Origin of the sequence: Paracidovorax anthurii (assembly GCF_003269065.1) — a bacterium.
Taxonomy (GTDB): domain Bacteria; phylum Pseudomonadota; class Gammaproteobacteria; order Burkholderiales; family Burkholderiaceae_C; genus Paracidovorax; species Paracidovorax anthurii.
The window spans coordinates 12,634-33,108 of sequence record NZ_QLTA01000005.1; the positions used below are offsets into that span (position 1 = coordinate 12,634).

Sequence of the window (20,475 nt, forward strand, 5' to 3'; positions counted from 1 at the left end):
CATGGCCGCCGTACTGCAGGCCGAGGGCCTGGCATTCCGTTCACCGCGCGGGCGGTGGCTGGTGCAGGACATCGCCGTGCAGGCGGGCGAAGGGGAGTGCGTGGCCCTGGTGGGGCCGAACGGCGCGGGCAAGAGCACGCTGCTGAAATTGCTGGGGGGGCGCCTGGCCCCCGCGGCGGGGCGGGTGCACTGGCGGGGCCGGGATCTCTCCGCCTTGCCCTTGGGCGAGCGCGCGCGCAGCGTGGCCGTGCTCAGCCAGGACGATGCGGCGCAGGGATGCCTGCGCGTCTGGGACTACGTGGCGCTCGGGCGGCTGCCGCACGAGGGGCGCGGGGAGGCCGCCGGCCATGCCCGGGCCGTGCGGGAAGCGCTGCGGACCTGCGGCGTCGAGGCGCTGGCACCCCGGGCCTTGCAAAGCCTGTCGGGCGGAGAGCGCCAGCGCGTGCACCTGGCCCGGGCCCTGGCCCAGGCGCCGGGGCTGCTGCTGCTGGACGAGCCGACCAATCACCTGGACCTGGCGGCCCGGGCGGACGTGCTCGCGCTGCTGCGTGGCCTGGGCATTACGGTGGTCGCCGTGCTGCACGACCTGGGGCTGGTGCCGGCTTTCGCCGACCGGGTCTGGGTTCTGCAGGCCGGGCGGCTGGTGGCTGAGGGCACTCCGGCGCAGGCGCTGAACGGCGACTGCGTTTCGCGCGTGTTCGGCATGGAACTGCTGCACACGCGGCACCCTCGGCACGGTGGCGTGCTGTGGTCTTTCGAGCGGGAGATGGCATGACGTTCCGGTGGCGATGGATGGCGGCTTTCGTGTGGGCGGCGGTGTTGGCAGCGGCCACGGAGGCGGTGGCCTCCGAGTCGGCCGGGGGCTTTCCCGTGACGGTTCCGAACTGCGGGGAGACCCTGCGGGTGGAGCAGCCGCCCCGGCGCCTCGTGGTGCATGACCTCAACATGGTCGAGATGGCCCTGGCGCTCGGGCTGCGGCCCAACCTGGTGGGCGTGACCGGCATCACCGGCTGGTACAAGACGAGCGGCAAGGCCCTGCTCGAATCGCTGGGCGGTGTGCCGGAGCTGGCCTCCAAATACCCCACGCTGGAGAACCTCGTGGCCGTGCAGCCCGACCTGTTCTTCGCGGGCTGGTACTACGGCATGCTGCCTGGCGGCGAGGTGACGCCCGCCACGCTGGCCCGCCATGGCATCCAGACGCTGGTGTTGACCGAGAGCTGTGTGCACAACCAGGCCGACAAGCCGCACGCCACGATGGATCTGCTGTACGGCGACATGCAGCGCCTGGGCACGGTGTTCGGCCGGCGCGCCGAGGCGGACCGCCTCGTGGCCGGGTGGCGCGAGCGCGTGCGCGCGGCGGCGGTGCCGGCATTGCCGCGCCGCCCGCGGGTGTTCGTGTACGACTCCGGCGAGGACAAGCCCTTCACCGCCGGGCGCTCGGCGATGCCCACGGCGCTGATCGATGCCGCGGGCGGGCGCAACGTGCTGGACGATCTGCCCATGGGCTGGGGTACCGTGGGCTGGGAAACCGTGGCGGAGCGCAATCCCCAGTTCGTGATCCTGCTCTACTACCAGAGCGGGCAGGGGCCGGACCACCTGGAGAAGGTTCTGCGGGCCCATCCGGTGATGCGCCTGACCGACGCCGTGCGCCAGGGCCGCTTCATCGTGCTGCGCTATGCCGAACTCACGCCCGGCCCCGCCAATATCGAGGCGATCGAGAAGATCGCCCGCGTCCTGAGGGCGCCGCGGTGAGCGCTTCGCCGGGGCGGTGGGTGTCGCGCGGCGCTGGCATGGAGCGGCCCTGGAGCGCCGGCTGGCGCCGCGGGGTGCCGTGGGCGCTGGCGGTGGTGCTGGCGGGGCTCATCGGGCTGTCGCTGTCCGCGGGCAGCATCGCGATCGGCTGGCGCGACGTGCTCGGCGCGCTGGCCGGGCCGTGGGCGGCACCGGAAGGGGGCTCGCCGGCCGCCGCCATGGCGCAGGCCATCGTGCGGGATCTGCGGCTGCCCCGGGTGCTGCTGGCGCTGGCCGTGGGGGCCACGCTGGCCATGGTGGGGTGCCTGCTGCAGACCACCACCCGCAACGACCTGGCGGACCCGTTCCTGTTCGGGCTGTCGTCCGGGGCGTCCGCCGGGGCGGTGGCCGTGATCACCTGGGCCGGAGCGGCCCTGGGCGTGTGGACGCTGCCGGTGGCCACGTTCGCCGGCGCCATGGTGGCCGCCGCGGCGGTGTTGCTGATCATGCGCGGCGCGGCCGGGCAGGGCTCCGCGCAGGTCGTGCTGGCGGGGGTGTCGGTGTCGTTCCTGTTCGGCGCGCTCACCCATGGCCTGATCTTCACGGGGGACCAGCGGGCGGCCCATTCCGTGGTGTTCTGGTCGCTGGGCGGGCTGGGCATGGCGCGGTGGGACAACCTGTGGCTGGCGCTGTGCGGCCTGCTCGCGCCGACGCTCTTCGCGCTGCGCCGGCACCGGGCGCTGGACGCGCTGCTGGCGGGCGACGAGACGGCCCACAGCCTGGGCGTGGCGCCCGGGCGGCTGCGCACCCAGGTGTTCGTGGTGGCGGCCTTCGCCACGGCCTGCTGCGTGGCGCTCACGGGCCTGATCGGCTTCGTGGGGCTGATGGTGCCGCACCTGGCGCGGCGCTGGGCCGGCCCCCTGCATGCCGTTCTGCTGCCGGCGGCGGCGCTGCTGGGCGCGGCCCTGCTGCTGGCCAGCGACCTGGCCGCGCGCACCCTGGTGGGCGCCCAGGAATTGCCCGTGGGCATCGTGACTTCGGGTCTGGGCGCGTGCTTCGTCATCGGGCTGCTGCGCCAGCGCGCCGCGTCCGCCGAAGGGTGAGGCCAGGGCGCGCGCGGCGGTGTTGGGTCCATGCATCGCTTATGCGATTTCAGTGTAACTTGATGTTTCTGAAACATAGAATGCGCGGCTATTTGTTGCTTATGAGTGGGAGTCGCGCATGAAATTTCTCGAACGCCTGACCTTGTCACAGCGCCTCATGGCACTGACCGCGTTCTTCCTGGTGTCGCTGCTGATCGTCGGGGGGCTGGGCATCAGCGTGCTCAAGGACATCAGCCAGCGGCAGCGCCAGATGTACCAGGAAAAGCTGGAGCCGATGCAGACCATGTCCACCGCGGCGCGGCAGATGGCCACCCATTTCCGCCGCGTGTATCCGTACGTCTTCCCGAACAACGCGACCTCGCGCCCAGCCACCCTCGACCTGAACACCAAGGCCGAGGTGGACATCCTGAAGGCCTTCGACTACCTGCGCAGGCATGCGGACACGCCCGAGCTGAAGGCGCTCTGGTCCGAGGTGGAGAAGGGCTGGCCGCTGTACAAGGCGTCGATCCAGAAGGTCTACGCCGCCGCGGATGCCAACGACATCGACGGCGCCCGCGCCGAGATCGCGAACGCCACGGACCGGCTGCACGTGAGCATCCGGGAGCCGTTCCTCAAGGTGGTCGCGATCTACGACAAGGCCGTGCGGGAGGAAGTGGAGGCCACGGCCCTCACCGTGGACCGCACGGCCTACCTCGTCACCGGCCTGATCGGCGCGATGCTGGTGCTGGGCGTGCTGCTGGGCGCGGCGATCAGCCGGTCGGTCCGGGCGCAACTGGGAGGCGACCCCGCCGAGGCCGTCGAGGTCGCGCGCCGCATCGCGACGGGCGATCTGCAGGAGAGCTTCCGGCTGCGCCCGGGCGATGCGCGCAGCCTGCTGTTCCACATGTCGGCCATGCGCGGGCAGATCGCGCAGATCATCGACCAGGTGCGCAGCTCCGCGCATGCCGTGGCCCAGGCGGCCCGGGAGATCTCGGGCGGCACGGGCGAGCTGTCGCGCCGCACCGAGCAGCAGGCCGCGGCGCTGGAGGAAACCGCGGCATCGATGGAGCAACTGGGCTCGACCGTGCAGCAGAACGCCGACAACGCCCAGACGGCCAACCAGCTGGCCGTCAGCGCGTCGAACGTCGCCATCGAGGGCGGCAGCGTGGTGACCGAGGTGGTGCAGACCATGAAGGGCATCCACGACAGCAGCGCCAAGATCGCGGACATCATCGGCGTGATCGACGGCATCGCCTTCCAGACCAACATCCTGGCGCTGAACGCGGCGGTGGAAGCGGCGCGCGCGGGCGAGCAGGGCCGGGGCTTCGCGGTGGTGGCCGGCGAGGTGCGCAGCCTTGCGGGCCGCAGCGCGGAGGCGGCCCGCGAGATCAAGTCGCTGATCACCGCCAGCGTCGAGCGCGTGGACCATGGCTCCGCGCTGGTGGAGAAAGCCGGCACGACCATGGAGGGCGTGGTGAATTCGATCCGCCGCGTGACCGACATCGTGGGCGAGATCAGTTCCGCCAGCCGTGAGCAGAGTTCGGGCGTGGGGCAGGTGGGCGAGGCCGTGACGCAGATGGACCAGACCATGCAGCAGAACGCCGCGCTCGTGGAGCAGACCGCCGCCGCCGCGGACGGACTGGCCGAGCAGGCGGATCACCTGGTCCAGGCGGTGGCGATTTTCCGCACCTGAGTGCGGGAGGCGCGCGACCGGGCCGCAGGGCGCGGCACGCCAGGGCGCCTTGCGGCCCGGGGCCGCGGAGGAATGTTCATCGCAAAAAAAGCCTGGCTACGCGGAAAGCCCGTTGGCTGGCAAAAACGACCCTTGGGACCTGAGGTCAGGTCCGGAGTCGCCCCACGATGAAACTTGTCTGGGGTGATTCCCGCGGTGCCGGAGGCGCTGTGGGAATCGATTGACGGCAGTGTAGCATTAAATGAGAATAGTTATCAATCAATCGAATTGAAATTTCTCATTGGCAGGGAGCGGCGGGGGCAGACGGGCATTCGTTCGCCGCGTGGCAGCCCTGGCGCCGCGATATGGAGGAGCATTGCATGAGGCCCAGTTTTCTCGACCCCGTGCTCGACGAGCACCGCGCGCTGATGGCGGAGTATGGGCGTGCGCAGTTGCGCTGCAGCCGGGATCTGGCGGCCCAGGCCCGGCAGATCGAGGCCTTGCAGGCGCAGGCCATCCGCCTGCGCGCGCGGGCCATCGTGGCCGAGACGGCGCTGGCCTGGGCGCGTGAAGACCACCTGCTGCACGAGGCCGAGGTGCCCGGCCTGCCCCGGCGCCGCGCCCTGGCCCGGCAGGTGGAGGGGCTGACGCAGCGCCTGCACGGCTTGATGCGCGAGGTCCTGCACTGGCAGTGGCGCGCGGCGGCCCGGGGCGCCGCCGGCCCGTCCACCCGGCCCGGGGCGGCAGAGGCCGGTGCGGATCTGGCGGGCGCGGTCCAGGAAGTGCCCCGGGCGGTCGTCTGCATCGCGCGGGGGCCGCGCGGAGGGCTGGTGGCCCGGCCCCTGGGCGCCGCCGAGTCCCTGCCGGCCGCCCTGGCCGAGGGCGCACCGCTGCCCGCCGGGCCCGACGATTCCGCGGCCTTCGAGGCCAGCCTGCGCGCGGCCGACTTCGTGATCTGCCAGACGGGCTGCGTGGGCCATGACGACTACTGGCGCGTGCAGGACCACTGCCGCCGCACGGGCAAGCCCTGCGTGCTGGTGGACCAGCCGCAGGTGGTGCACGTGATCCGGGGGCTCACCCGCCACGCCAGCCTGGAGGTCACCCCCTGAGTTTTTGATTGCTATGCTTTTAATAGCTATCTGCTGAATGCCGACGGCGACATGGCGGCGATTTGGCACGCAAACCGGGCTGAAGTGACCCGCCAGGGCCCGGTGCGGGCCCCAGCCCGGCCTGCGCTCAGCCCAGGGCCATCAGGCTCGCATTACCGCCCGCCGCGGCGGTGTTGATGCTCACCGCGCGTTCGGCCACGAGGCGCTCCAGGGCCACGGCGGCATCGCCCGGCGCATGGCCCGACACCCCAACGATCGGGCCCGGCCGCGCGGCCAGCGCCCGGCATACGCCGAGCAGGGCCTGTGCGTCGCCGTGGTGCAGCACCGCGTCCAGGGGCACGCCGGGTGCCTGCCAGTCCGCCACCAGCACGATGCGCTCCTGCACGGCGCCTGGCAAAGCGCCGCGCAGCGCCGAGGCAGTGGCGGGCCACAGGGCGCGGCCGCCCACCGCCAGCACGGCGGCCAGTTGCACCAGCCGATCGGCATCGGTGCCGGCCAGGCACAGGACGTGTTCGCGCGGCAGCACGCGGTACTGGTTGCGCTCGCCCGTGGGGCCGGGCAGGGTGGCCGTCCAGCCGGCGGGCGAGGCCTGGGCGAAGCGTTCGCAGGCCGCCGCCAGCGGGGCGTGCCCGGGCCCGGCACCGCGCGCCCAGCCGGCCAGGGCCTGCAGCGGCGCCGGGCCGCCCTCGGGCGGCGCCTGCAGGACCTCTTGGGCGACGCCGCGCACGGCCGCCAGGGCCGCATCCGCCGGCGCCCGGGCCACGAGGCGCAGCAGGTACAGCGGCCCGCCGGCCTTGGGGCCGGTGCCCGACAGCCCCTCGCCCCCGAAGGGCTGCACGCCCACCACGGCGCCCACCATGTTGCGGTTCACGTAGAGGTTGCCGGCGCGGGCGCGGCGCAGCACCCGCTCCACGGTTTCGTCGATGCGCGTGTGCAGGCCCTGGGTCAGCCCGTAGCCGGTGGCCGCGATCTGGTCCAGCAGGCCATCGAGTTCGTGGCGGGCGTAGCGCACCACGTGCAGCACCGGCCCGAACACCTCCGGCCCCAGCTCCGACAGGCTGTGCAGCTCGATCAGCGTGGGCGGCACGTAGGTGCCCTGCGCGTCCGTGGCGGGGTCCACGGGCACCTGGTGCACCGCGCGGCCGCGCCCGCGCAGCGTGGCGACGTGGCGCAGGATGCCCGCCCGCGCCGGCGCGTCGATGACCGGGCCCACGTCCGTCGCGAGCCGGTCGGGGCGGCCGATGCGCAGCTCCGCCATGGCGCCGCGCAGCATGCCGAGCACGCGGTCGGCCACGTCGTGCTGCACGCACAGCACGCGCAGCGCCGAGCAGCGCTGGCCCGCGCTGTCGAAGGCCGAGGCCACCACGTCCGACACCACCTGCTCCGCGAGGGCGGAGGAGTCCACGACCATCGCGTTCTGCCCCCCGGTCTCCGCGATCAGCGGCACGGGCCGGCCCGCGCCGTCGAGGCGGCCGGCCAGCGCGCGCTGCAGGATGCGCGCGACCTCGGTGGAGCCGGTGAACAGCACGCCCATCACCCGCGCATCGCCCACCAGCCGCGCGCCCACGGTCTCGCCCGGGCCGGGCAGCAACTGCAGCGCACCCGCGGGTATGCCCGCGCCATGCAGGAGGCGCACGGCCTCGGCCGCCACCAGCGGGGTCTGCTCGGCGGGCTTGGCCAGCACCGTGTTGCCCGCCGCGAGCGCGGCCGCCACCTGGCCCGCGAAGATGGCGAGCGGGAAGTTCCAGGGGCTGATGCAGGCCACGGGCCCCAGCGGCGCCCAGGTGCCGGTGGTGAGCAGCGCCTCGGCCTGCGCCGCATAGAAGCGCAGGAAGTCCACGGCCTCGCGCACCTCGGCCACGGCGTTGGCGCAGGTCTTGCCGGCCTCGCGCACCAGCAGCGAGAGCAGGGCGGGCGCGCGCGCCTCCAGCGCGTCGGCGGCGCGGCGCAGCAGGGCGGCGCGCTGCGCGGGCGGCGTGGCGGCCCAGGCGGGCGCGGCATCGTGGGCCGATTGCAGGGCGCGGTCGGCATCGGCTTCGGTGGCCTCCTGCACCTCGCCCACGATGTCCGCGTGCCAGGCCGGGTTGCGCACCGGCTGGCGCGGGCCCGGCGACACCGGCCCGGCCAGCAGGGGGGCGGCGTGCCAGGCCTGGCGCGCCTGCGCCTGCAGCGCCTCGGCCAAGGGCTCCAGCACCGCGTCGCTCGCCAGGTCCAGCCCGGCGGAATTGCGGCGCGCGGGCCCGTAGAGCTCGGGCGGCAGCGGGATGCGCGGGTGGGGTCGGCCGGCCGGCGCCTCGGCCTCCACCGCGGCCACCGGGTCGGCCACCAGGGTTTCGAGCGGCAGCGTGGCATCGGCCACGCGGTTCACGAAGGAGGTGTTGGCGCCGTTCTCCAGCAGCCGCCGCACGAGGTAGGCCAGCAGGGTCTCGTGCGTGCCCACCGGGGCGTACACGCGGCAGGGCCGGTCCAGGCCGCGCGCGCCCACCACCTGCTCGTAGAGCGGCTCGCCCATGCCGTGCAGGCACTGGAACTCGTACTGCCCGGGCCGGTAGGCCTGCGGCCCGGCCATTGCGTGGATGGCCGCCACCGTGTGCGCGTTGTGCGTGGCGAACTGCGGGTACACGGCGTCCGGTGCCGCGAGCAGCCGGCGCGCGCAGGCGAGGTACGACACGTCGGTGTGCGCCTTGCGCGTGTACACGGGGTAGTCCGCGAGCCCGTCCACCTGGGCGCGCTTGATCTCGCTGTCCCAGTAGGCGCCCTTGACCAGCCGCACCATCAGCCGGTGGCCGGTGCGGCGGGCCAGGTCGATCAGGTGGTCGATCACGAAAGGGCAGCGCTTCTGGTAGGCCTGCACCACGAAGCCGATGCCGTTCCAGCCGGCGAGCGAAGGCGCGTGGCACAGCGCTTCGAGCAGGTCGAGCGAGATATCCAGCCGGTCGGCCTCCTCCGCGTCGATGTTGAGGCCGATGTCGTGGCCGCGCGCCAGCTCGGCCAGGCGCAGCACGCGCGGGAGCAGCTCGCGCGCCACGCGCTCCTGCTGCGCGCGGCCGTAGCGCGGGTGCAGGGCCGACAGCTTGATCGAGATGCCCGGGCCCTCGTACACCCCGCGCCCGGCCGAGGCGGCGCCGATGGCGTGGATCGCGTCTTCGTAGGCGCGCAGGTAGCGTTCGGCATCGTCGGCGGTGAGAGCCGCCTCGCCCAGCATGTCGTAGGAATAGCGGAAGCCCTGGGCCTCGCGCGGGCGGGCGTTGGCGAGCGCCTGCGCGATGGTCTCGCCCGTCACAAACTGCTCGCCCATCATGCGCATGGCCACGTCCACGCCCTTGCGCACCAGCGGCTCGCCCCCGCGCGCGGTGATGCGGCGCAGCGCGGCGCCCAGGCCCTGCTCGCTGTGCGTGGCCACCAGCCGGCCGGTGAGCAGCAGGCCCCAGGTGGCCGCGTTCACGAACAGCGACGGGCTGCGGCCCAGGTGGCGCTCCCAGTCGCCCGGCGCGATCTTGTCGCGGATGAGCGCGTCGCGCGTGGCGCTGTCGGGGATGCGCAGCAGTGCCTCGGCCAGGCACATCAGGGCCACGCCCTCCTGCGACGAGAGCGCGAACTCCTGCAGCAGGCCCTGCACCAGTCCGGCCCGCCCGCCGGCGTGGCCGCGCTGGCGCAGGCCGGTGGCCAGCCGCAGCGCCAGCGCCTGCACGCGCTGTGCCGCCGCCGCATCGCTGGCGCGGGCCTGCTCCAGCAGCGGTGCCAGCGCATCCGGCTCGGGCATGCGGCACGCGGCCGCGATGGCCCGCCGCTGGGGCGAGTCGGCGGGGGCGCCCACGCGGGACGCGAAGGCGGCGAAGGGCAGATCGTCCAGGAGGGGAAGGGGGGCATTCATGGCGCGGCCGGGTGGTGTGGAATATTCGCCATCATCCGGTGGGTGGCGGTGAATGAATGCGCAAAGATGCGATCATCTAGCGAATGATTCACTATGAGTGGGGTGCCCCATGGATGGTCTGGACCGGATCGACCTCAGAATCCTGGCGATCCTGCAGCGCGACGGGCGCATCTCCAACCTGAAGCTCGCCGAAAGCGTCGCCCTCTCGCCCACGGCGGTGCTGGCCCGCGTGCAGCGCCTCGCGCGCGAGGGCTACATCCTGGGCTATGAGGCGCGGCTCAACCCGCTGAAGCTCGGCGCCGGCATGCTAGTGTTCGTGGAGGTGCTGCTCGACCGCACCACGCCCAACGTGTTCGACCAGTTCAAGGCCGCCGTGCAGGCGCACCCGGCCATCATGGAATGCCACATGGTGGCCGGCGGCTTCGACTACCTGCTCAAGACCCGCCAGGCCGACATGAACGCCTACCGGCAGTTCGCCGGCGCGGTGCTGTGGCAATTGCCCGGCGTGCGCGAGACGCGCACCTATGCGGTGATGGAGGAGGTCAAGCATTCCTTCCACCTGGCGCTGGAGGAGCGCGGCCTTCGCCCCTGACGACCCTGACGGCGTTGCGGAGGCCGCAAAGTCCGCGAAGTCCGCAATAATTCCGCCGTCGCCCCGCCCGTGGCGAGCGTGCCGCGGGTGCGTCCCGCAGGCGGCGATGTTCCTTCTTCCCGATCCCAGGAGCCCGACCGATGCCCGTACCCCGCCATGCCACGCTCATTGCCGCCGCGCTGCTCGCCGGCCTGTGGAGTTCCTCGGCCTCGGCCGCGTGCTACGTGGTCTATTCGGCCAGCCAGGAAGTGATCTACCGCTCGCCGACCCCTCCCGTGGACCTGTCGCGCGAGATCCACCAGACCCTGCAGCGCACGGCCCCCGGAGCGACCCTCGTCTTCACCCTCGACAACGCCGGATGCGAGCTGGAACTCAACCGCCTGCCCACGGGCACGGGCGCTGCGCTGCCGGCGCAAAGCTCCACGCCCCGGCTCGTGCGCCCCGAGCGCAGCTGAACCCGCCGGGCAGGGCCGGGCGGCCTGAGACAATCGGGGGATGAGCGACCCCACAGAACATTCCACGATCCTCCCGGCGCATCCTTCCCTCTTCCACGAGCCCGCCGACCTGCCGCCCGGCTGGCTCGAAGTCACCTCCATGGACATGGAGGCCCAGGGCGTGGCGCGCAGGCCCGACGGCAAGGTCGTCTTCATCGACGGCGCGCTGCCCTCCGAATGGGTGAGCGCCAATACCCACCGCAAGAAGAACAACTGGGAACAGGCCAGCCTCACCGCCATCCACCGCGAATCGTCGCAGCGCGTGCGGCCGGGTTGCCCGAACTTCGGGCTGCACGCCGGGGCCTGCGGTGGCTGCAAGATGCAGCACATGCACGTGGGCGCCCAGGTGGCGGTCAAGCAGCGCGTGCTGGAAGACAACCTCTGGCACCTGGGCAAGGTGCGCGCCGAGACCATCCTGCGCCCCATCGAGGGACCCGCCTGGGGCTACCGCTACCGCGCCCGGCTGTCGGTGCGCTACGTGGCCAAGAAGGATAAGGTGCTCGTGGGCTTCCATGAGCGCAAGAGCCGCTACATCGCCGACATGGAGGTCTGCTCCGTGCTGCCCCCGCACGTGAGCGCCATGCTGCTGCCGCTGCGCGCGCTCATCGCCTCCCTGCAGGCGCGCGACACCTGCCCGCAGATCGAACTGGCCTGCGGCGACACGGTGACCGCGCTGGTGCTGCGCCACCTGGAGCCGCTGTCCGCCGATGACCTGGGCAAGCTGCGCGCCTTCGCGGCGGCAAATGGCGTGCAGTGGTGGCTGCAGCCCAAGGGGCCGGACACCGTGCACCTGCTGGACGAGGGCGGCCCGGCGCTCAGCTATGGGCTGCCCGATTTCGGCATCACCATGCCGTTCAAGCCGACCGACTTCACCCAGGTCAATCCGCACATCAACCGCGTGCTGGTCACGCGCGCCCTGAGGCTGCTCGATGCCCGCAAGACCGAGCGCGTGATCGACTGGTTCTGCGGCCTGGGCAACTTCACGCTGCCCATCGCCACCCAGGCCCGCGAGGTCGTCGGGATCGAGGGCAGCGAGGCCCTGGTGGCGCGCTCCCGCGAGAATTATCAGAAGAATCAGGCGCATGTCGCCGGATCCGCTGCATTGGCTGCTACTGATTTCGTAGCAAGAAACCTGTTCGAGATGACGCCCGAGATGCTGATCGCCGACGGCGTGGCCGACAAATGGCTGGTGGACCCGCCGCGCGAAGGGGCGTTCGCGCTCTCGAAGGCGCTGGCCGACATCCACCAGGCCCGCATCGGCGCAGAGGACGCGCCGGCCCTGCCCGCGTCCGCGGAGGGCTGGACGCCACCTCGCCGCATCGTCTATGTGAGCTGCAACCCGGCCACGCTTGCGCGCGATGCGGGCCTGCTGGTGCACCAGGCGGGCTACCGCTGCGTGGCGGCCGGGGTGGTGAACATGTTCCCGCACACGGCCCACGTGGAGAGCATGGCGGTGTTCGAGCGCGCCTGAGGCGGCGCACCGCCGGCCGCGTCCGGGCGTCCTGTCCGGCCCCCTGGCCGGCGGGCTTCAGGCGGGCCCGGGATGGCCAGGGCCCTGTGCGCCCGGCCTAGCTGCGGCCCGCGTCGGAGTCTTCGGAGCGCTTGCTGGCGGCGGGCTTTTCCAGCTTGCCCAGCACCGAAGGCGAGCCCTCCAGCTTGTTCTCGCGCATGTACTGGTCCATCTCCTTCCAGCCGGCGAAGACCTGGGCCTTGGGGGCCTTGGGGTTCAGGGTGAAGCAGTCTTCCAGCCCGCGCAGCGCATGCCGGCAGGCGCCGCCGATGGCCTTGGCCTCGGCCTCTTTCTGGACGGCCCGGGGATCGGGGCCCAGCCCGGGGATCTCGCACCCCGACAGCAGCAGGAGCGCGGCGAGCGATGCCGCGAGCCACGGGGCGCGCCCGGGGGAGGGAAGGCGGGGGTGGGGGCGATGGTGCGGCATGTTCCATCCATTATCGGCCGGGCCGCTCCATCATTGAGGGTGGGCCGAACCCTGGCATGACAAAAAGCAAAAAGCCTCCACGGGGGGAGGCCTCTTGGGAGCCGGTGGGCCGGCGGAGAAGGGCAGGGCGCGCGTCAGTCGCGCTCGCCGCCCATGATGCCCAGCAGGGCCAGCAGGCTCTGGAACACATTGAAGATGTCCAGGTACAGCGCCAGCGTGGCGCTGATGTAGTTGGTCTCGCCGCCGTCGAGGATCTGCTTCAGGTCGTACAGCATGTAGGCGCTGAAGATGCCGATGGCCGCCACCGAGATCGCCATCATGCCGGCCGAGGAGCCCACGAACACGTTGATGACCGAGCCCACCATGAGCACCATGGCGCCCACGAAGAGCCACTTGCCCATGCCCGAGAGATCGCGCTTGATCACGCTGGCGAGGCTGGCCATCACGAAGAACACGCCCGCCGTGCCCGCGAAGGCGGTCATCACGAGGTCGGTGCCGTTCTTGAAGCCCAGCACCATGCCGATCAGGCGGGAGAGCATCAGGCCCATGAAGAACGTGAAGCCCAGCAGCACGGGCACGCCGGCAGCGGAGTTCTTGGTCTTCTCGATGGCGAACATGAAGCCGAACGCGCCGCCCAGGAAGACGATCAGGCCCACGCCGCCACGCAGCGATTGCGTGATGCCGGTCGCCACGCCGATCCAGGCGCCCAGCACCGTGGGCAGCATGCTCAGCGCGAGCAGCCAGTAGGTGTTGCGCAGCACTCTCTGCCGCTGCTCCTGCGAGACGCCGTAGCCCCCCGCGGAGTCCAGGACCGTGACTTGATCGTTCATCTTCTATCTCTCCCTTGCCTGTTGAGGCCTGCACAGTGCAGGCCGGCAAATTCTAGGTGGTGGCTTCCCGGGCGATTTCAAATAACCTCTTGCACTCCCATACTTTTAGGATGCAGTGTTTTGCCGGGAGCAGCCTGCCGGCCCCGGCGCCAGCCGCTATGCTCGCGAACCGCCGCCATGGCCCTGGCATGCGCCGTGGCGATATCCCTCCACCCCCATTCCCGGAATTCCATGAAGACCAAACCCGAGCTTGAATTCGCCGACGTCAAGAAGATCGCCGCCGCCGCCGAGGCGGAGGCCCTGCGCAACGGCTGGGCGGTGACCATCGCCATCGTCGATGATGGCGGCCACCTCCTGTCGCTGCAGCGCCTGGACGGCGCGGCTCCCGTGTCGTCCCACATCGCTCCGGCCAAGGCCCGCACCTCCGCCCTGGGCCGCAAGGAGAGCAAGGCGTACGAGGACATCATCAACGGTGGCCGCACCGCGTTCCTCACGGCGCCCTTCATCGACGGCCTCCTCGAAGGCGGCGTGCCGATCCTCAAGGATGGCCAGTGCCTGGGGGCCGTGGGCGTGAGCGGCGTGAAGTCCACCGAGGACGCGCAGATCGCCCGCGCGGGCATCGCGGCCATCGGTCTCTGAGGCGGGCCGCAAGGCCTGGCGCCCAAAGAAAAACCGGCCTCGTGGAGGCCGGTTTTTTCATGGAGGCGTGTTTCTGCGTGGAAAAAGAGCCTGGCTACGCGGGTGAACCGTTGGCTGGCCAATACGACCCGGCGGGCACTGAACGGCGCCCGGGAGTCGCCCCACGATGAAACCTATTTGGTCAGGATCAGCTTGCCGAGCTTCGTGGCCTGCAGGCGGTAGATGGAGCCGTTGTGGAAGATCGCCACGGTTTTCTGGCCCTTGAGCAACTCGCTGCTGTCGACCGCGGGAGCGGCCGACTGGCGACCGTGGGCGTCTCCCTGCCGGTCATGAAGACCCGTGGAGCCGAAAAAGGCCGCGGAAGAAGGCATGGCAGTCAGGCTGGCGTGCATGGGATGGAACCTCGGTGCGTTGGCAATGAGGTAATGATAACCATTCTCAACTGATCGTCAAGACCCGAAACCGATTCTCTTGCAAGAATTTGTCTCATTGCGGATCGGTCACGAAACCGATCTTGCGCACCCCGGCGCGCTGGGCCGCCGACATGGCCTGCGCCACGCGCTCGTAGCGCACTTCCTTGTCGCCGCGGATGTGCAGGTCCGGCTGCGGGTCCTTGGCGGCCTCGGCCTTCAGGCGGGGCTCCAGCTCCTCGTCGCCGATGGAGGTCTCGTTCCAGTGGTACTTGCCATCGGCGGTGACGCTCAGCCGGATGGTCTCGGGCTTGATGTCCTCGCGCTGGTTGGAGGCGCGCGGCAGATCCACCGGCACCGCGTGCTTCATCACGGGCACGGTGATGATGAAGATGATGAGCAGCACCAGCATGACGTCCACCAGGGGCGTCATGTTGATCTCGTTCATCACCTCGTCGGCGTCTTCCTGGGTTCCGAAAGCCATGGCGCATCAGCCTTTCTTGATGGGCAGGACCTTGGCTTGCTCGCCCGGAGCGCTCACGCGGGCGCCGGTGACGAAGTAGGCGTGCAGGTCGTGCGCGAAGCTGTTGAGGTTGTTCAGGATCGACTTGTTGCCGCGCACCAGGGCGTTGTAGCCCAGCACGGCGGGAATGGCCACGGCCAGGCCCAGCGCGGTCATGATCAGCGCCTCGCCGATCGGGCCGGCCACCTTGTCGATGGTCGACTGGCCCGAAGCGCCGATGGCCACCAGCGCGTGGTAGATGCCCCAGACGGTGCCGAAGAGGCCGATGAACGGCGCGGTGGAGCCCACCGATGCCAGGATGGCGAGGCCCGACTGCAGGCGCGCGGTGAATTCGTCGATGCAGTTGCGCAGGCTGCGCGTGATCCAGTCGCTCACATCGAGGCTGTCGTGCAGGTGCGCCTTGGTGTTGCGGTGGTGGGCGGTGGCTTCGCGGCCTTCCAGCGCGAGGTGGCGGAACGGGTTCGCGGGGTCGTTGCCCAGCTTTTCCATGCCGGCGGCGAAATCCTCGCTGTGCCAGAAGTCGCGCGCCGACCGGGCGTGCTTCTTGAACTTGATGATGTCCATGGCCTTGATGAGGATCACGATCCACGAGGCGAGGGACATGCCGAGCAGCAGCACGGCGACGGCGCGGGTGACGAAATCACCCTGGGTCCAGACGTTGGCAATGCCGAAATGCGATTCCATGAGAACTCCTGAAGCTGTAGAGATATTCGAGACGTTTATTCGAGAACGAAATTGACCGGAACGAGGTTCCACATGGTTTCCGGCACGCCGTTGCGTTTGCCGGGCACGAATTTCCAGCGCATCACGGCATCGATCGCCTGCCGGTCCAGGCGTTCGTACCCGCTGGATTTGTTGATCTCGACTTTCTGGGGCAATCCATCGGTGCCGATCAGCACGCGCAGCACGACCTTGCCCTGTTCGCCAAGACGTCGGCTGATGGCCGGGTAGGTCGGCTTCGGATTGTTCAGATAGGCCGCATCGCTGGAAGGTAACTCGATCCTGGGCGGCGCCGGAGGGGCCGGTGGCGCGGGGGGCGCCAGCGGAGCCATCGGTGCGGCGATCGGGGGCGCGGGCGGCTGGGGCTCGGTGGTGCCGACGGGCGCGTTGGGCGCCGGCGTGGGGTCGGCAATCGCCACGGGCATCGGGGCCGGGCGGGGCGCGGGAGTGCGCGGCGCCGGCTTGGGCGGTGGCGGGGCGGGCTTGGGAGGCGGTGGAACCGGAGGCGCGGGCGGAGCGGGCGGCGAGATGAACTCGCTCAGGACCTCCGCGGGCACGATGATCTCGGCGGCCTTGCGCATCAGCCCGGATTGGAGGGCCCACAGGCCCGCGACGTGCAGCAGCACGACCGATCCTGCGATCACCGCATTGCGGCTCACGCCCCGGGGGGAGCCATAGCGATCAAACTGGGACATAGGGAAGATATCTGCAGCCGGCGCGGCGGCAGGCCGCGAGCGCCGGTGAACGGGAAAACCGGTGGAGTAGGTTACTTACGGAAGATCCACCACATGGATCCCACGACGAAGATCAGGCTGCCAGCGAGGATGCTGAGGAGTTCCATGCTTTGCTTTCCAGGATGGAGTTGGCAAGCTGGATCGTTTGCGGCGCGGATTCCTTGTGCAGGGCGGCAACCGGGTGCGAAACACTGCATTGCGCCACGAGATCCCGGGCGCAGGATTCGCAGCGACCGCACTGGGTGGCGACGCCGAGTTCGAACTGGATTTCGTCGAAGCTCAGGCCCGCATGCGCATGGCGTGCGATCTCGCGATCAGAAACCCGGCGGCATACACAGACGATCATGGGACTGCAGTGGTGGCTGGCTGTTATCGATGAATTGATTATAAATGCGAATTCATCGCATTTGCAATTCATTGGATATTTCCATTGTAAGGATCTTTGCCGAACCCCAGGGTTCCCGCGATCGGCCGCGTGGTTTGTTGCAAGGGGTTGCCGGCCGGTCCGGGCGAAAAAAAACCCGGCAGGGCCGGGTTTTGAATTGGATCCCTGAAACGTGCGCTTCGAGAGGATCCAAGGAGACAAATGGTACTGGCGAAGCCGGTGCTCAGCGCTTGCGTGCCGCGGCTGCAGTGGCCGTGGCGGCCGCGTTGGTGGCCGTGCTGGTGACGGCGTTGAAGTTGGCTTCAGCCACGTCGCTGGCCTGCTTGACGGCCTTTTGCACGCTCTCGAAGGCATTGTTGGCGGCGGACACGGCGCTCTTGAACACGGCCACGCCGGTTTCGCTGCCTGCGGGGGCATTCTTGGCTGCGGTGTCGACCAGGTTGCTGAAGTTGCGCTGGATCTCTGCAGCCTGGGCTTCGAAGGTGCGACCGAATTCAGCGGTGGTGCCGGACGCGATCTCATAGAGGTGGCGGTTGTAGGCGGCGGTCTTCTCGGCCAGGGGCTGGAAGACGCTGGCTTGCAGGGACAGCAGTTCCTGGGCGTCCTTCACCGACAGCAGGGCCTGGGTGTGGGTGGCGGCTTCCGCCAGGGTGGCGCGCGAGGCCGTCACGTTCAACTCCACCAGCTTTTCCACGCCTTCGAAGGCCTTGGTCGTCAGCCCGAAGAGGGTGTCGAGGTGGGCCTTGTGGGAAGCGAGAACTTGCTCGGGGGTCAGCGACATGGTGTATCTCCTCTGGAAGGTGTCCTCGGATGGACGGGGTGGATGGAGCCGCGCTACGCCTTGCTCATGTTGCAGTGCAGCATGGGGTTTATTCTAGGAGCTTGGGCGCAGGGTGCAAGCGTTTTTGCTGCATCGCAGCATTTTTAGAGGCCTGCCTCGAAAAGCGCGCGGCCTCGCCATGGCGATGGGGCCGGAGCCCTGGCTGGCAGAATGCGCCGGCATGACGCCGCCCAAGCCTTCCTCCGACGCTGCCGCCGCGCGGCGGGTGCCCGAGCCTCGCTCCTGCTACCCCGTCTTTCATCCCATCACCACCCGCTGGATGGACAACGACATCTACGGGCATGTCAACAACGTCGTCTATTACAGCTGGTTCGACACGGCGGTGAATGCCTACCTGATCGGGCAGGGTGCCCTGGACATCCACGGCGGGGAGGTCATCGGCCTCGTGGTGGAGACGCAGTGCAATTATTTCGCTCCGCTCGCGTTTCCCCAGGCGATCGATGCCGGCATCCGGGTGGCGCGCCTGGGATCGACGAGCGTGCGCTATGAAGTGGGGCTGTTCGCGCAGGGCGAGCCGCTGTCGGCCGCAGCGGGGCATTTCGTGCACGTGTATGTCGATCGCCGGAGCCGCCGCCCATGCGCCTTGCCGGATGCGCTTCGCGAGGCGCTGGAGCCGCTGCGGCGCGATGCCGCCTGATCGCGGCGCGCTCCGGGCGATCGCCCGGCAGGCCGCGCACTGACGAAAAAGCCCGGCCGCAGCGGGCTGCGGCCGGGCCGGGAAATGCGCGGACCCGTCGGGAGCGGTCCGCGCGCAGGGGGCTCAGGGCCGGAACGTATCGCCCAGCACCACGCCTTCGCGGCGGGGGTCCGCGCCGCCCTGCAGCACGTTCTCGCCGTTGCGGCGCACGCGGATGATCGTGGCCGTGCCGCTCGACTGCGCGGAGGTGGAGACCGTGTGGCCCAGGGCGCGCAGGCCCGTGATCAGCGGGTCGTTGTTGCCGTTGTTGCTGGTGTCGATGTTGGGATGCTCGCCGCCCACCGCCGTGGTGGCGCTGTTGCTGGCGCCGAAGTCCACGAGCGACGTGGCCTGCTGGGCATCGAGGCCCCAGTCGAGCGCGCCGACCACGGTCTTCACCACGTACTGGATGATGGTGCCGCCGCCGGGCGAGCCCGTGCCCATGAGGAAGTCGCCCATGCTGCCGTCGGCGGCCTTGCGGAACACCAGGGTCGGCGCCATCGAGCTGCGCGGGCGCTTGCCGGCCTCGATGCGGTTGGCGACGACGGCGCCGGTGCTGTCGGTGGGCGTGGCCGAGAAGTCGGTGAGCTGGTTGTTCAGCAGGAAGCCCTGGGTCATGTGGAAAGAGCCCATGCTGGCTTCCACCGTGGTGGTCATGACCACCGCGTTGCCGTCCTTGTCCACGATGGTGACGTGCGTGGTGCCGCGCTCCTCGATGGGGACGACGCCGGCCGTGGCCGTGCCGAAGTCGCCGGCCGTTGCGGTGCCCATGCTCCGGGCGGTGCTGATCAGGCCCGCGCGGCTGCTCAGGTAGGACTTGCTCAGCATGCGCGCCGGGGAGCCGCCGGGCAGGGGCACGAAGTCGGTATCGGCGATGTACCTGTCGCGGTCGGCATAGGCCAGGCGCTCGGCTTCGCTGATGAGGTGCACGCCCATCACGGTGGGCTTGCCGCCCTCGATGTCGATGTTCGTGGGCTTTTGGCTCGCCAGGTCGAAGTTCTCCAGGATGCCGAGCGCGGAGGCCACGGTGATGCCGCCTGCGGACGGTGGCGACATGCCGCAGACCCAGTAGTCGCGGTAGGTGGTGCACACCGGGTCGCGGCGCTTGGCGCGGTAGTTGGTGAGATCGCTCAGCTCCGTGAGGCCGGGCGTGATGGCCACGGCCGGCGTGCCGCCGCTGGTGACCTTGATCTTGTTGACGATGCCCTGCGCGATGGCGCCGTTGTAGAACGCATCGGCGCCGTTGCGCGCGATGGAGGACAGCGTGTCGGCGTAGGCCGGGTTCCTGAGGGTGGTGCCCAGGGCCTTGGGCGTGCCGTCGGCGTTGAAGAAGTAGGCCACGGCCTCGGGATCGCGCGCGAGTCCGGCGGCGGAGCCGGAGATGGCGGCGGCCATGCGCCCGCCGATCTGGAAGCCGTCCCGCGCGAGCTGCACGCCCGGCTGGAACAGTTCGCCCCAGGTGAGTTTGCCGTAGTCGCGGTGGGCCAGCTCGAGCATGCGCACCGCCCCGGGCGTGCCGATCGAGCGGCCGCTGGCGCGCGCGCCGCCGGGCTGGGGCGTGGTGCGGTCGGCGTCGCTCACCCAGCGCAGGTAGTTTTCGGTGGCGGCCGCCGGCGCGGTCTCGCGGCCGTCGTAGGCCTGGACCTTTTTCTGCGTGGCGTCATAGTGCAGCATGAAGGCGCCTCCGCCGAGGCCGGAGGATTGCGGCTCCACGAGCCCCAGCACCATCTGCACGGCCACGGCCGCATCCACGGCGGAGCCGCCCTTGCGGAGCACCTCGCAGCCCGCGCGCGAGGCGAGCGGATTGGCCGTGCTCACCATGTACTGCCGGGCGTAGACGGAGGTCTTGCCGACGCGGTAGCCGGAAGCCGGTTCGGGCGCGGCGGGGTCGCCCGGCAGCCCCGAGCCGACCGTGACCGCGCCGCTGTCGCTCACGACCGCGCAGGCGCTGTCCTGGCTCACGGACGTCGCCGTGCCGCCGCCACCGCTGCCGCCGCAGCCGGCCAGGGCCAGCAGCGCCGCGGTCAGCACGGCGGAGTAGCACCATGCGGGTTGGATGGAGGAGCGGGCGTTGAACTTGCGAAGTGGACTCATCCGAAGAACTTTCCTGTTGAAGAAACGGGGAGCAATGTAACGGTGTGTTGCAAAAATATGCCGCATAAGCATATGCGGACCATGCCGGGTGTTTTGCCTTGACGGGGTCTGAAAAATACCGCAGGACGGAAT

General features: G+C 70.2%; 20 protein-coding genes. 10 read left to right on the forward strand and 10 right to left on the reverse strand.

The annotated features are described in order from the left end of the window. Position 1 precedes the first annotated feature (1 nt). The 5 genes from AX018_RS03980 to AX018_RS04000 all read left to right on the forward strand — a co-directional run bounded on the left by AX018_RS03980 (position 2) and on the right by AX018_RS04000 (position 5,594). On the forward strand, positions 2-775 hold the full coding sequence (locus AX018_RS03980; RefSeq protein WP_111876021.1) for an ABC transporter ATP-binding protein: 774 nt from the start codon (positions 2-4) through the stop codon (positions 773-775). After that, the gene (locus tag AX018_RS03985; RefSeq protein WP_111876022.1) at positions 772-1,752 is read left to right on the forward strand and encodes an ABC transporter substrate-binding protein; all 981 of its coding nucleotides are present in this window, start codon (positions 772-774) and stop codon (positions 1,750-1,752) included. The genes AX018_RS03980 and AX018_RS03985 overlap by 4 nt, the downstream gene beginning before the upstream one ends. Next, on the forward strand, positions 1,749-2,834 hold the full coding sequence (locus AX018_RS03990) for a FecCD family ABC transporter permease (protein WP_245951418.1): 1,086 nt from the start codon (positions 1,749-1,751) through the stop codon (positions 2,832-2,834). The genes AX018_RS03985 and AX018_RS03990 overlap by 4 nt, the downstream gene beginning before the upstream one ends. A 118-nt stretch (positions 2,835-2,952) precedes the next feature. Further along, complete coding sequence (locus AX018_RS03995) at positions 2,953-4,506, forward strand: methyl-accepting chemotaxis protein (protein ID WP_111876024.1); 1,554 nt, start codon at positions 2,953-2,955, stop codon at positions 4,504-4,506. Positions 4,507-4,865: 359 nt separating this feature from the next. Next, positions 4,866-5,594 (forward strand): DUF2325 domain-containing protein, encoded by a 729-nt coding sequence (locus AX018_RS04000; RefSeq protein WP_111876117.1) that lies wholly within the window; start codon positions 4,866-4,868, stop codon positions 5,592-5,594. A 127-nt stretch (positions 5,595-5,721) separates the two neighbouring features. Here AX018_RS04000 and putA read toward each other — a convergent pair whose 3' ends face one another. Further along, a complete protein-coding gene (gene putA / locus AX018_RS04005; protein WP_111876025.1) occupies positions 5,722-9,468 on the reverse strand; it encodes a trifunctional transcriptional regulator/proline dehydrogenase/L-glutamate gamma-semialdehyde dehydrogenase in 3,747 nt (1,248 codons plus the stop codon). Positions 9,469-9,577: 109 nt separating this feature from the next. Between putA and AX018_RS04010 the strand changes: the two genes are divergently transcribed. The 3 genes from AX018_RS04010 to rlmD all read left to right on the forward strand — a co-directional run bounded on the left by AX018_RS04010 (position 9,578) and on the right by rlmD (position 12,025). Then, on the forward strand, positions 9,578-10,060 hold the full coding sequence (locus tag AX018_RS04010; RefSeq protein ID WP_111876026.1) for an Lrp/AsnC ligand binding domain-containing protein: 483 nt from the start codon (positions 9,578-9,580) through the stop codon (positions 10,058-10,060). A gap of 140 nt (positions 10,061-10,200) precedes the next feature. Further along, entirely contained in the window at positions 10,201-10,515 is a 315-nt protein-coding gene (locus tag AX018_RS04015; protein WP_111876027.1) for a hypothetical protein, read from the forward strand. A gap of 40 nt (positions 10,516-10,555) precedes the next feature. Beyond that, positions 10,556-12,025: a 23S rRNA (uracil(1939)-C(5))-methyltransferase RlmD gene (rlmD, locus tag AX018_RS04020; protein WP_111876028.1), complete on the forward strand. Its 1,470-nt coding sequence runs from the start codon at positions 10,556-10,558 to the stop codon at positions 12,023-12,025. Between the two features lie 97 nt (positions 12,026-12,122). Here rlmD and AX018_RS04025 read toward each other — a convergent pair whose 3' ends face one another. Next, positions 12,123-12,491: a hypothetical protein gene (locus tag AX018_RS04025; protein ID WP_111876029.1), complete on the reverse strand. Its 369-nt coding sequence runs from the start codon at positions 12,489-12,491 to the stop codon at positions 12,123-12,125. Between the two features lie 134 nt (positions 12,492-12,625). Then, on the reverse strand, positions 12,626-13,321 hold the full coding sequence (locus AX018_RS04030) for a Bax inhibitor-1/YccA family protein (protein ID WP_111876030.1): 696 nt from the start codon (positions 13,319-13,321) through the stop codon (positions 12,626-12,628). A 231-nt stretch (positions 13,322-13,552) separates the two neighbouring features. On the opposite strand from AX018_RS04030, the gene AX018_RS04035 reads away from it, so the two are divergent. Continuing rightward, complete coding sequence (locus AX018_RS04035) at positions 13,553-13,960, forward strand: GlcG/HbpS family heme-binding protein (RefSeq protein ID WP_111876031.1); 408 nt, start codon at positions 13,553-13,555, stop codon at positions 13,958-13,960. Between the two features lie 173 nt (positions 13,961-14,133). On the opposite strand, the gene hemP is transcribed toward AX018_RS04035, so the two are convergent. The 6 genes from hemP to AX018_RS04065 form a co-directional block, all read right to left on the reverse strand. After that, entirely contained in the window at positions 14,134-14,352 is a 219-nt protein-coding gene (gene hemP, locus AX018_RS04040) for a hemin uptake protein HemP (RefSeq protein WP_111876032.1), read from the reverse strand. 94 nt (positions 14,353-14,446) lie between these two features. After that, entirely contained in the window at positions 14,447-14,854 is a 408-nt protein-coding gene (locus AX018_RS04045; RefSeq protein WP_111876033.1) for an ExbD/TolR family protein, read from the reverse strand. 6 nt (positions 14,855-14,860) lie between these two features. Beyond that, positions 14,861-15,577, reverse strand: coding sequence for a MotA/TolQ/ExbB proton channel family protein (locus tag AX018_RS04050; protein ID WP_111876034.1), 717 nt, complete (start codon positions 15,575-15,577; stop codon positions 14,861-14,863). A 35-nt stretch (positions 15,578-15,612) separates the two neighbouring features. After that, a complete protein-coding gene (locus AX018_RS04055) occupies positions 15,613-16,308 on the reverse strand; it encodes an energy transducer TonB (protein ID WP_111876035.1) in 696 nt (231 codons plus the stop codon). A 112-nt stretch (positions 16,309-16,420) separates the two neighbouring features. Further along, the gene (locus AX018_RS04060; protein WP_111876036.1) at positions 16,421-16,693 is read right to left on the reverse strand and encodes a (2Fe-2S)-binding protein; all 273 of its coding nucleotides are present in this window, start codon (positions 16,691-16,693) and stop codon (positions 16,421-16,423) included. A gap of 262 nt (positions 16,694-16,955) precedes the next feature. Then, complete coding sequence (locus AX018_RS04065) at positions 16,956-17,513, reverse strand: phasin family protein (RefSeq protein WP_111876037.1); 558 nt, start codon at positions 17,511-17,513, stop codon at positions 16,956-16,958. A 220-nt stretch (positions 17,514-17,733) separates the two neighbouring features. On the opposite strand from AX018_RS04065, the gene AX018_RS04070 reads away from it, so the two are divergent. Next, on the forward strand, positions 17,734-18,210 hold the full coding sequence (locus tag AX018_RS04070; protein WP_111876118.1) for an acyl-CoA thioesterase: 477 nt from the start codon (positions 17,734-17,736) through the stop codon (positions 18,208-18,210). Between the two features lie 123 nt (positions 18,211-18,333). On the opposite strand, the gene ggt is transcribed toward AX018_RS04070, so the two are convergent. After that, positions 18,334-20,343: a gamma-glutamyltransferase gene (ggt, locus tag AX018_RS04075; protein WP_111876038.1), complete on the reverse strand. Its 2,010-nt coding sequence runs from the start codon at positions 20,341-20,343 to the stop codon at positions 18,334-18,336. Positions 20,344-20,475: the final 132 nt, after the last annotated feature.

Excerpts from the sequence above, each read along its gene's own strand:
- AX018_RS03980 (WP_111876021.1), top strand. The coding sequence starts at position 2 with ATGGCCGCCGTACTGCAGGCCGAGGGCCTGGCATTCCGTTCACCGCGC.
- AX018_RS03985 (WP_111876022.1), top strand. The coding sequence starts at position 772 with ATGACGTTCCGGTGGCGATGGATGGCGGCTTTCGTGTGGGCGGCGGTG.
- AX018_RS03995 (WP_111876024.1), top strand. The coding sequence starts at position 2,953 with ATGAAATTTCTCGAACGCCTGACCTTGTCACAGCGCCTCATGGCACTG.
- AX018_RS04000 (WP_111876117.1), top strand. The coding sequence starts at position 4,866 with ATGAGGCCCAGTTTTCTCGACCCCGTGCTCGACGAGCACCGCGCGCTG.
- putA (WP_111876025.1), bottom strand. The coding sequence starts at position 9,468 with ATGAATGCCCCCCTTCCCCTCCTGGACGATCTGCCCTTCGCCGCCTTC.
- AX018_RS04010 (WP_111876026.1), top strand. The coding sequence starts at position 9,578 with ATGGATGGTCTGGACCGGATCGACCTCAGAATCCTGGCGATCCTGCAG.
- AX018_RS04015 (WP_111876027.1), top strand. The coding sequence starts at position 10,201 with ATGCCCGTACCCCGCCATGCCACGCTCATTGCCGCCGCGCTGCTCGCC.
- rlmD (WP_111876028.1), top strand. The coding sequence starts at position 10,556 with ATGAGCGACCCCACAGAACATTCCACGATCCTCCCGGCGCATCCTTCC.
- AX018_RS04025 (WP_111876029.1), bottom strand. The coding sequence starts at position 12,491 with ATGCCGCACCATCGCCCCCACCCCCGCCTTCCCTCCCCCGGGCGCGCC.
- AX018_RS04030 (WP_111876030.1), bottom strand. The coding sequence starts at position 13,321 with ATGAACGATCAAGTCACGGTCCTGGACTCCGCGGGGGGCTACGGCGTC.
- AX018_RS04035 (WP_111876031.1), top strand. The coding sequence starts at position 13,553 with ATGAAGACCAAACCCGAGCTTGAATTCGCCGACGTCAAGAAGATCGCC.
- hemP (WP_111876032.1), bottom strand. The coding sequence starts at position 14,352 with ATGCACGCCAGCCTGACTGCCATGCCTTCTTCCGCGGCCTTTTTCGGC.
- AX018_RS04045 (WP_111876033.1), bottom strand. The coding sequence starts at position 14,854 with ATGGCTTTCGGAACCCAGGAAGACGCCGACGAGGTGATGAACGAGATC.
- AX018_RS04050 (WP_111876034.1), bottom strand. The coding sequence starts at position 15,577 with ATGGAATCGCATTTCGGCATTGCCAACGTCTGGACCCAGGGTGATTTC.
- AX018_RS04055 (WP_111876035.1), bottom strand. The coding sequence starts at position 16,308 with ATGTCCCAGTTTGATCGCTATGGCTCCCCCCGGGGCGTGAGCCGCAAT.
- AX018_RS04060 (WP_111876036.1), bottom strand. The coding sequence starts at position 16,693 with ATGATCGTCTGTGTATGCCGCCGGGTTTCTGATCGCGAGATCGCACGC.
- AX018_RS04065 (WP_111876037.1), bottom strand. The coding sequence starts at position 17,513 with ATGTCGCTGACCCCCGAGCAAGTTCTCGCTTCCCACAAGGCCCACCTC.
- AX018_RS04070 (WP_111876118.1), top strand. The coding sequence starts at position 17,734 with ATGACGCCGCCCAAGCCTTCCTCCGACGCTGCCGCCGCGCGGCGGGTG.
- ggt (WP_111876038.1), bottom strand. The coding sequence starts at position 20,343 with ATGAGTCCACTTCGCAAGTTCAACGCCCGCTCCTCCATCCAACCCGCA.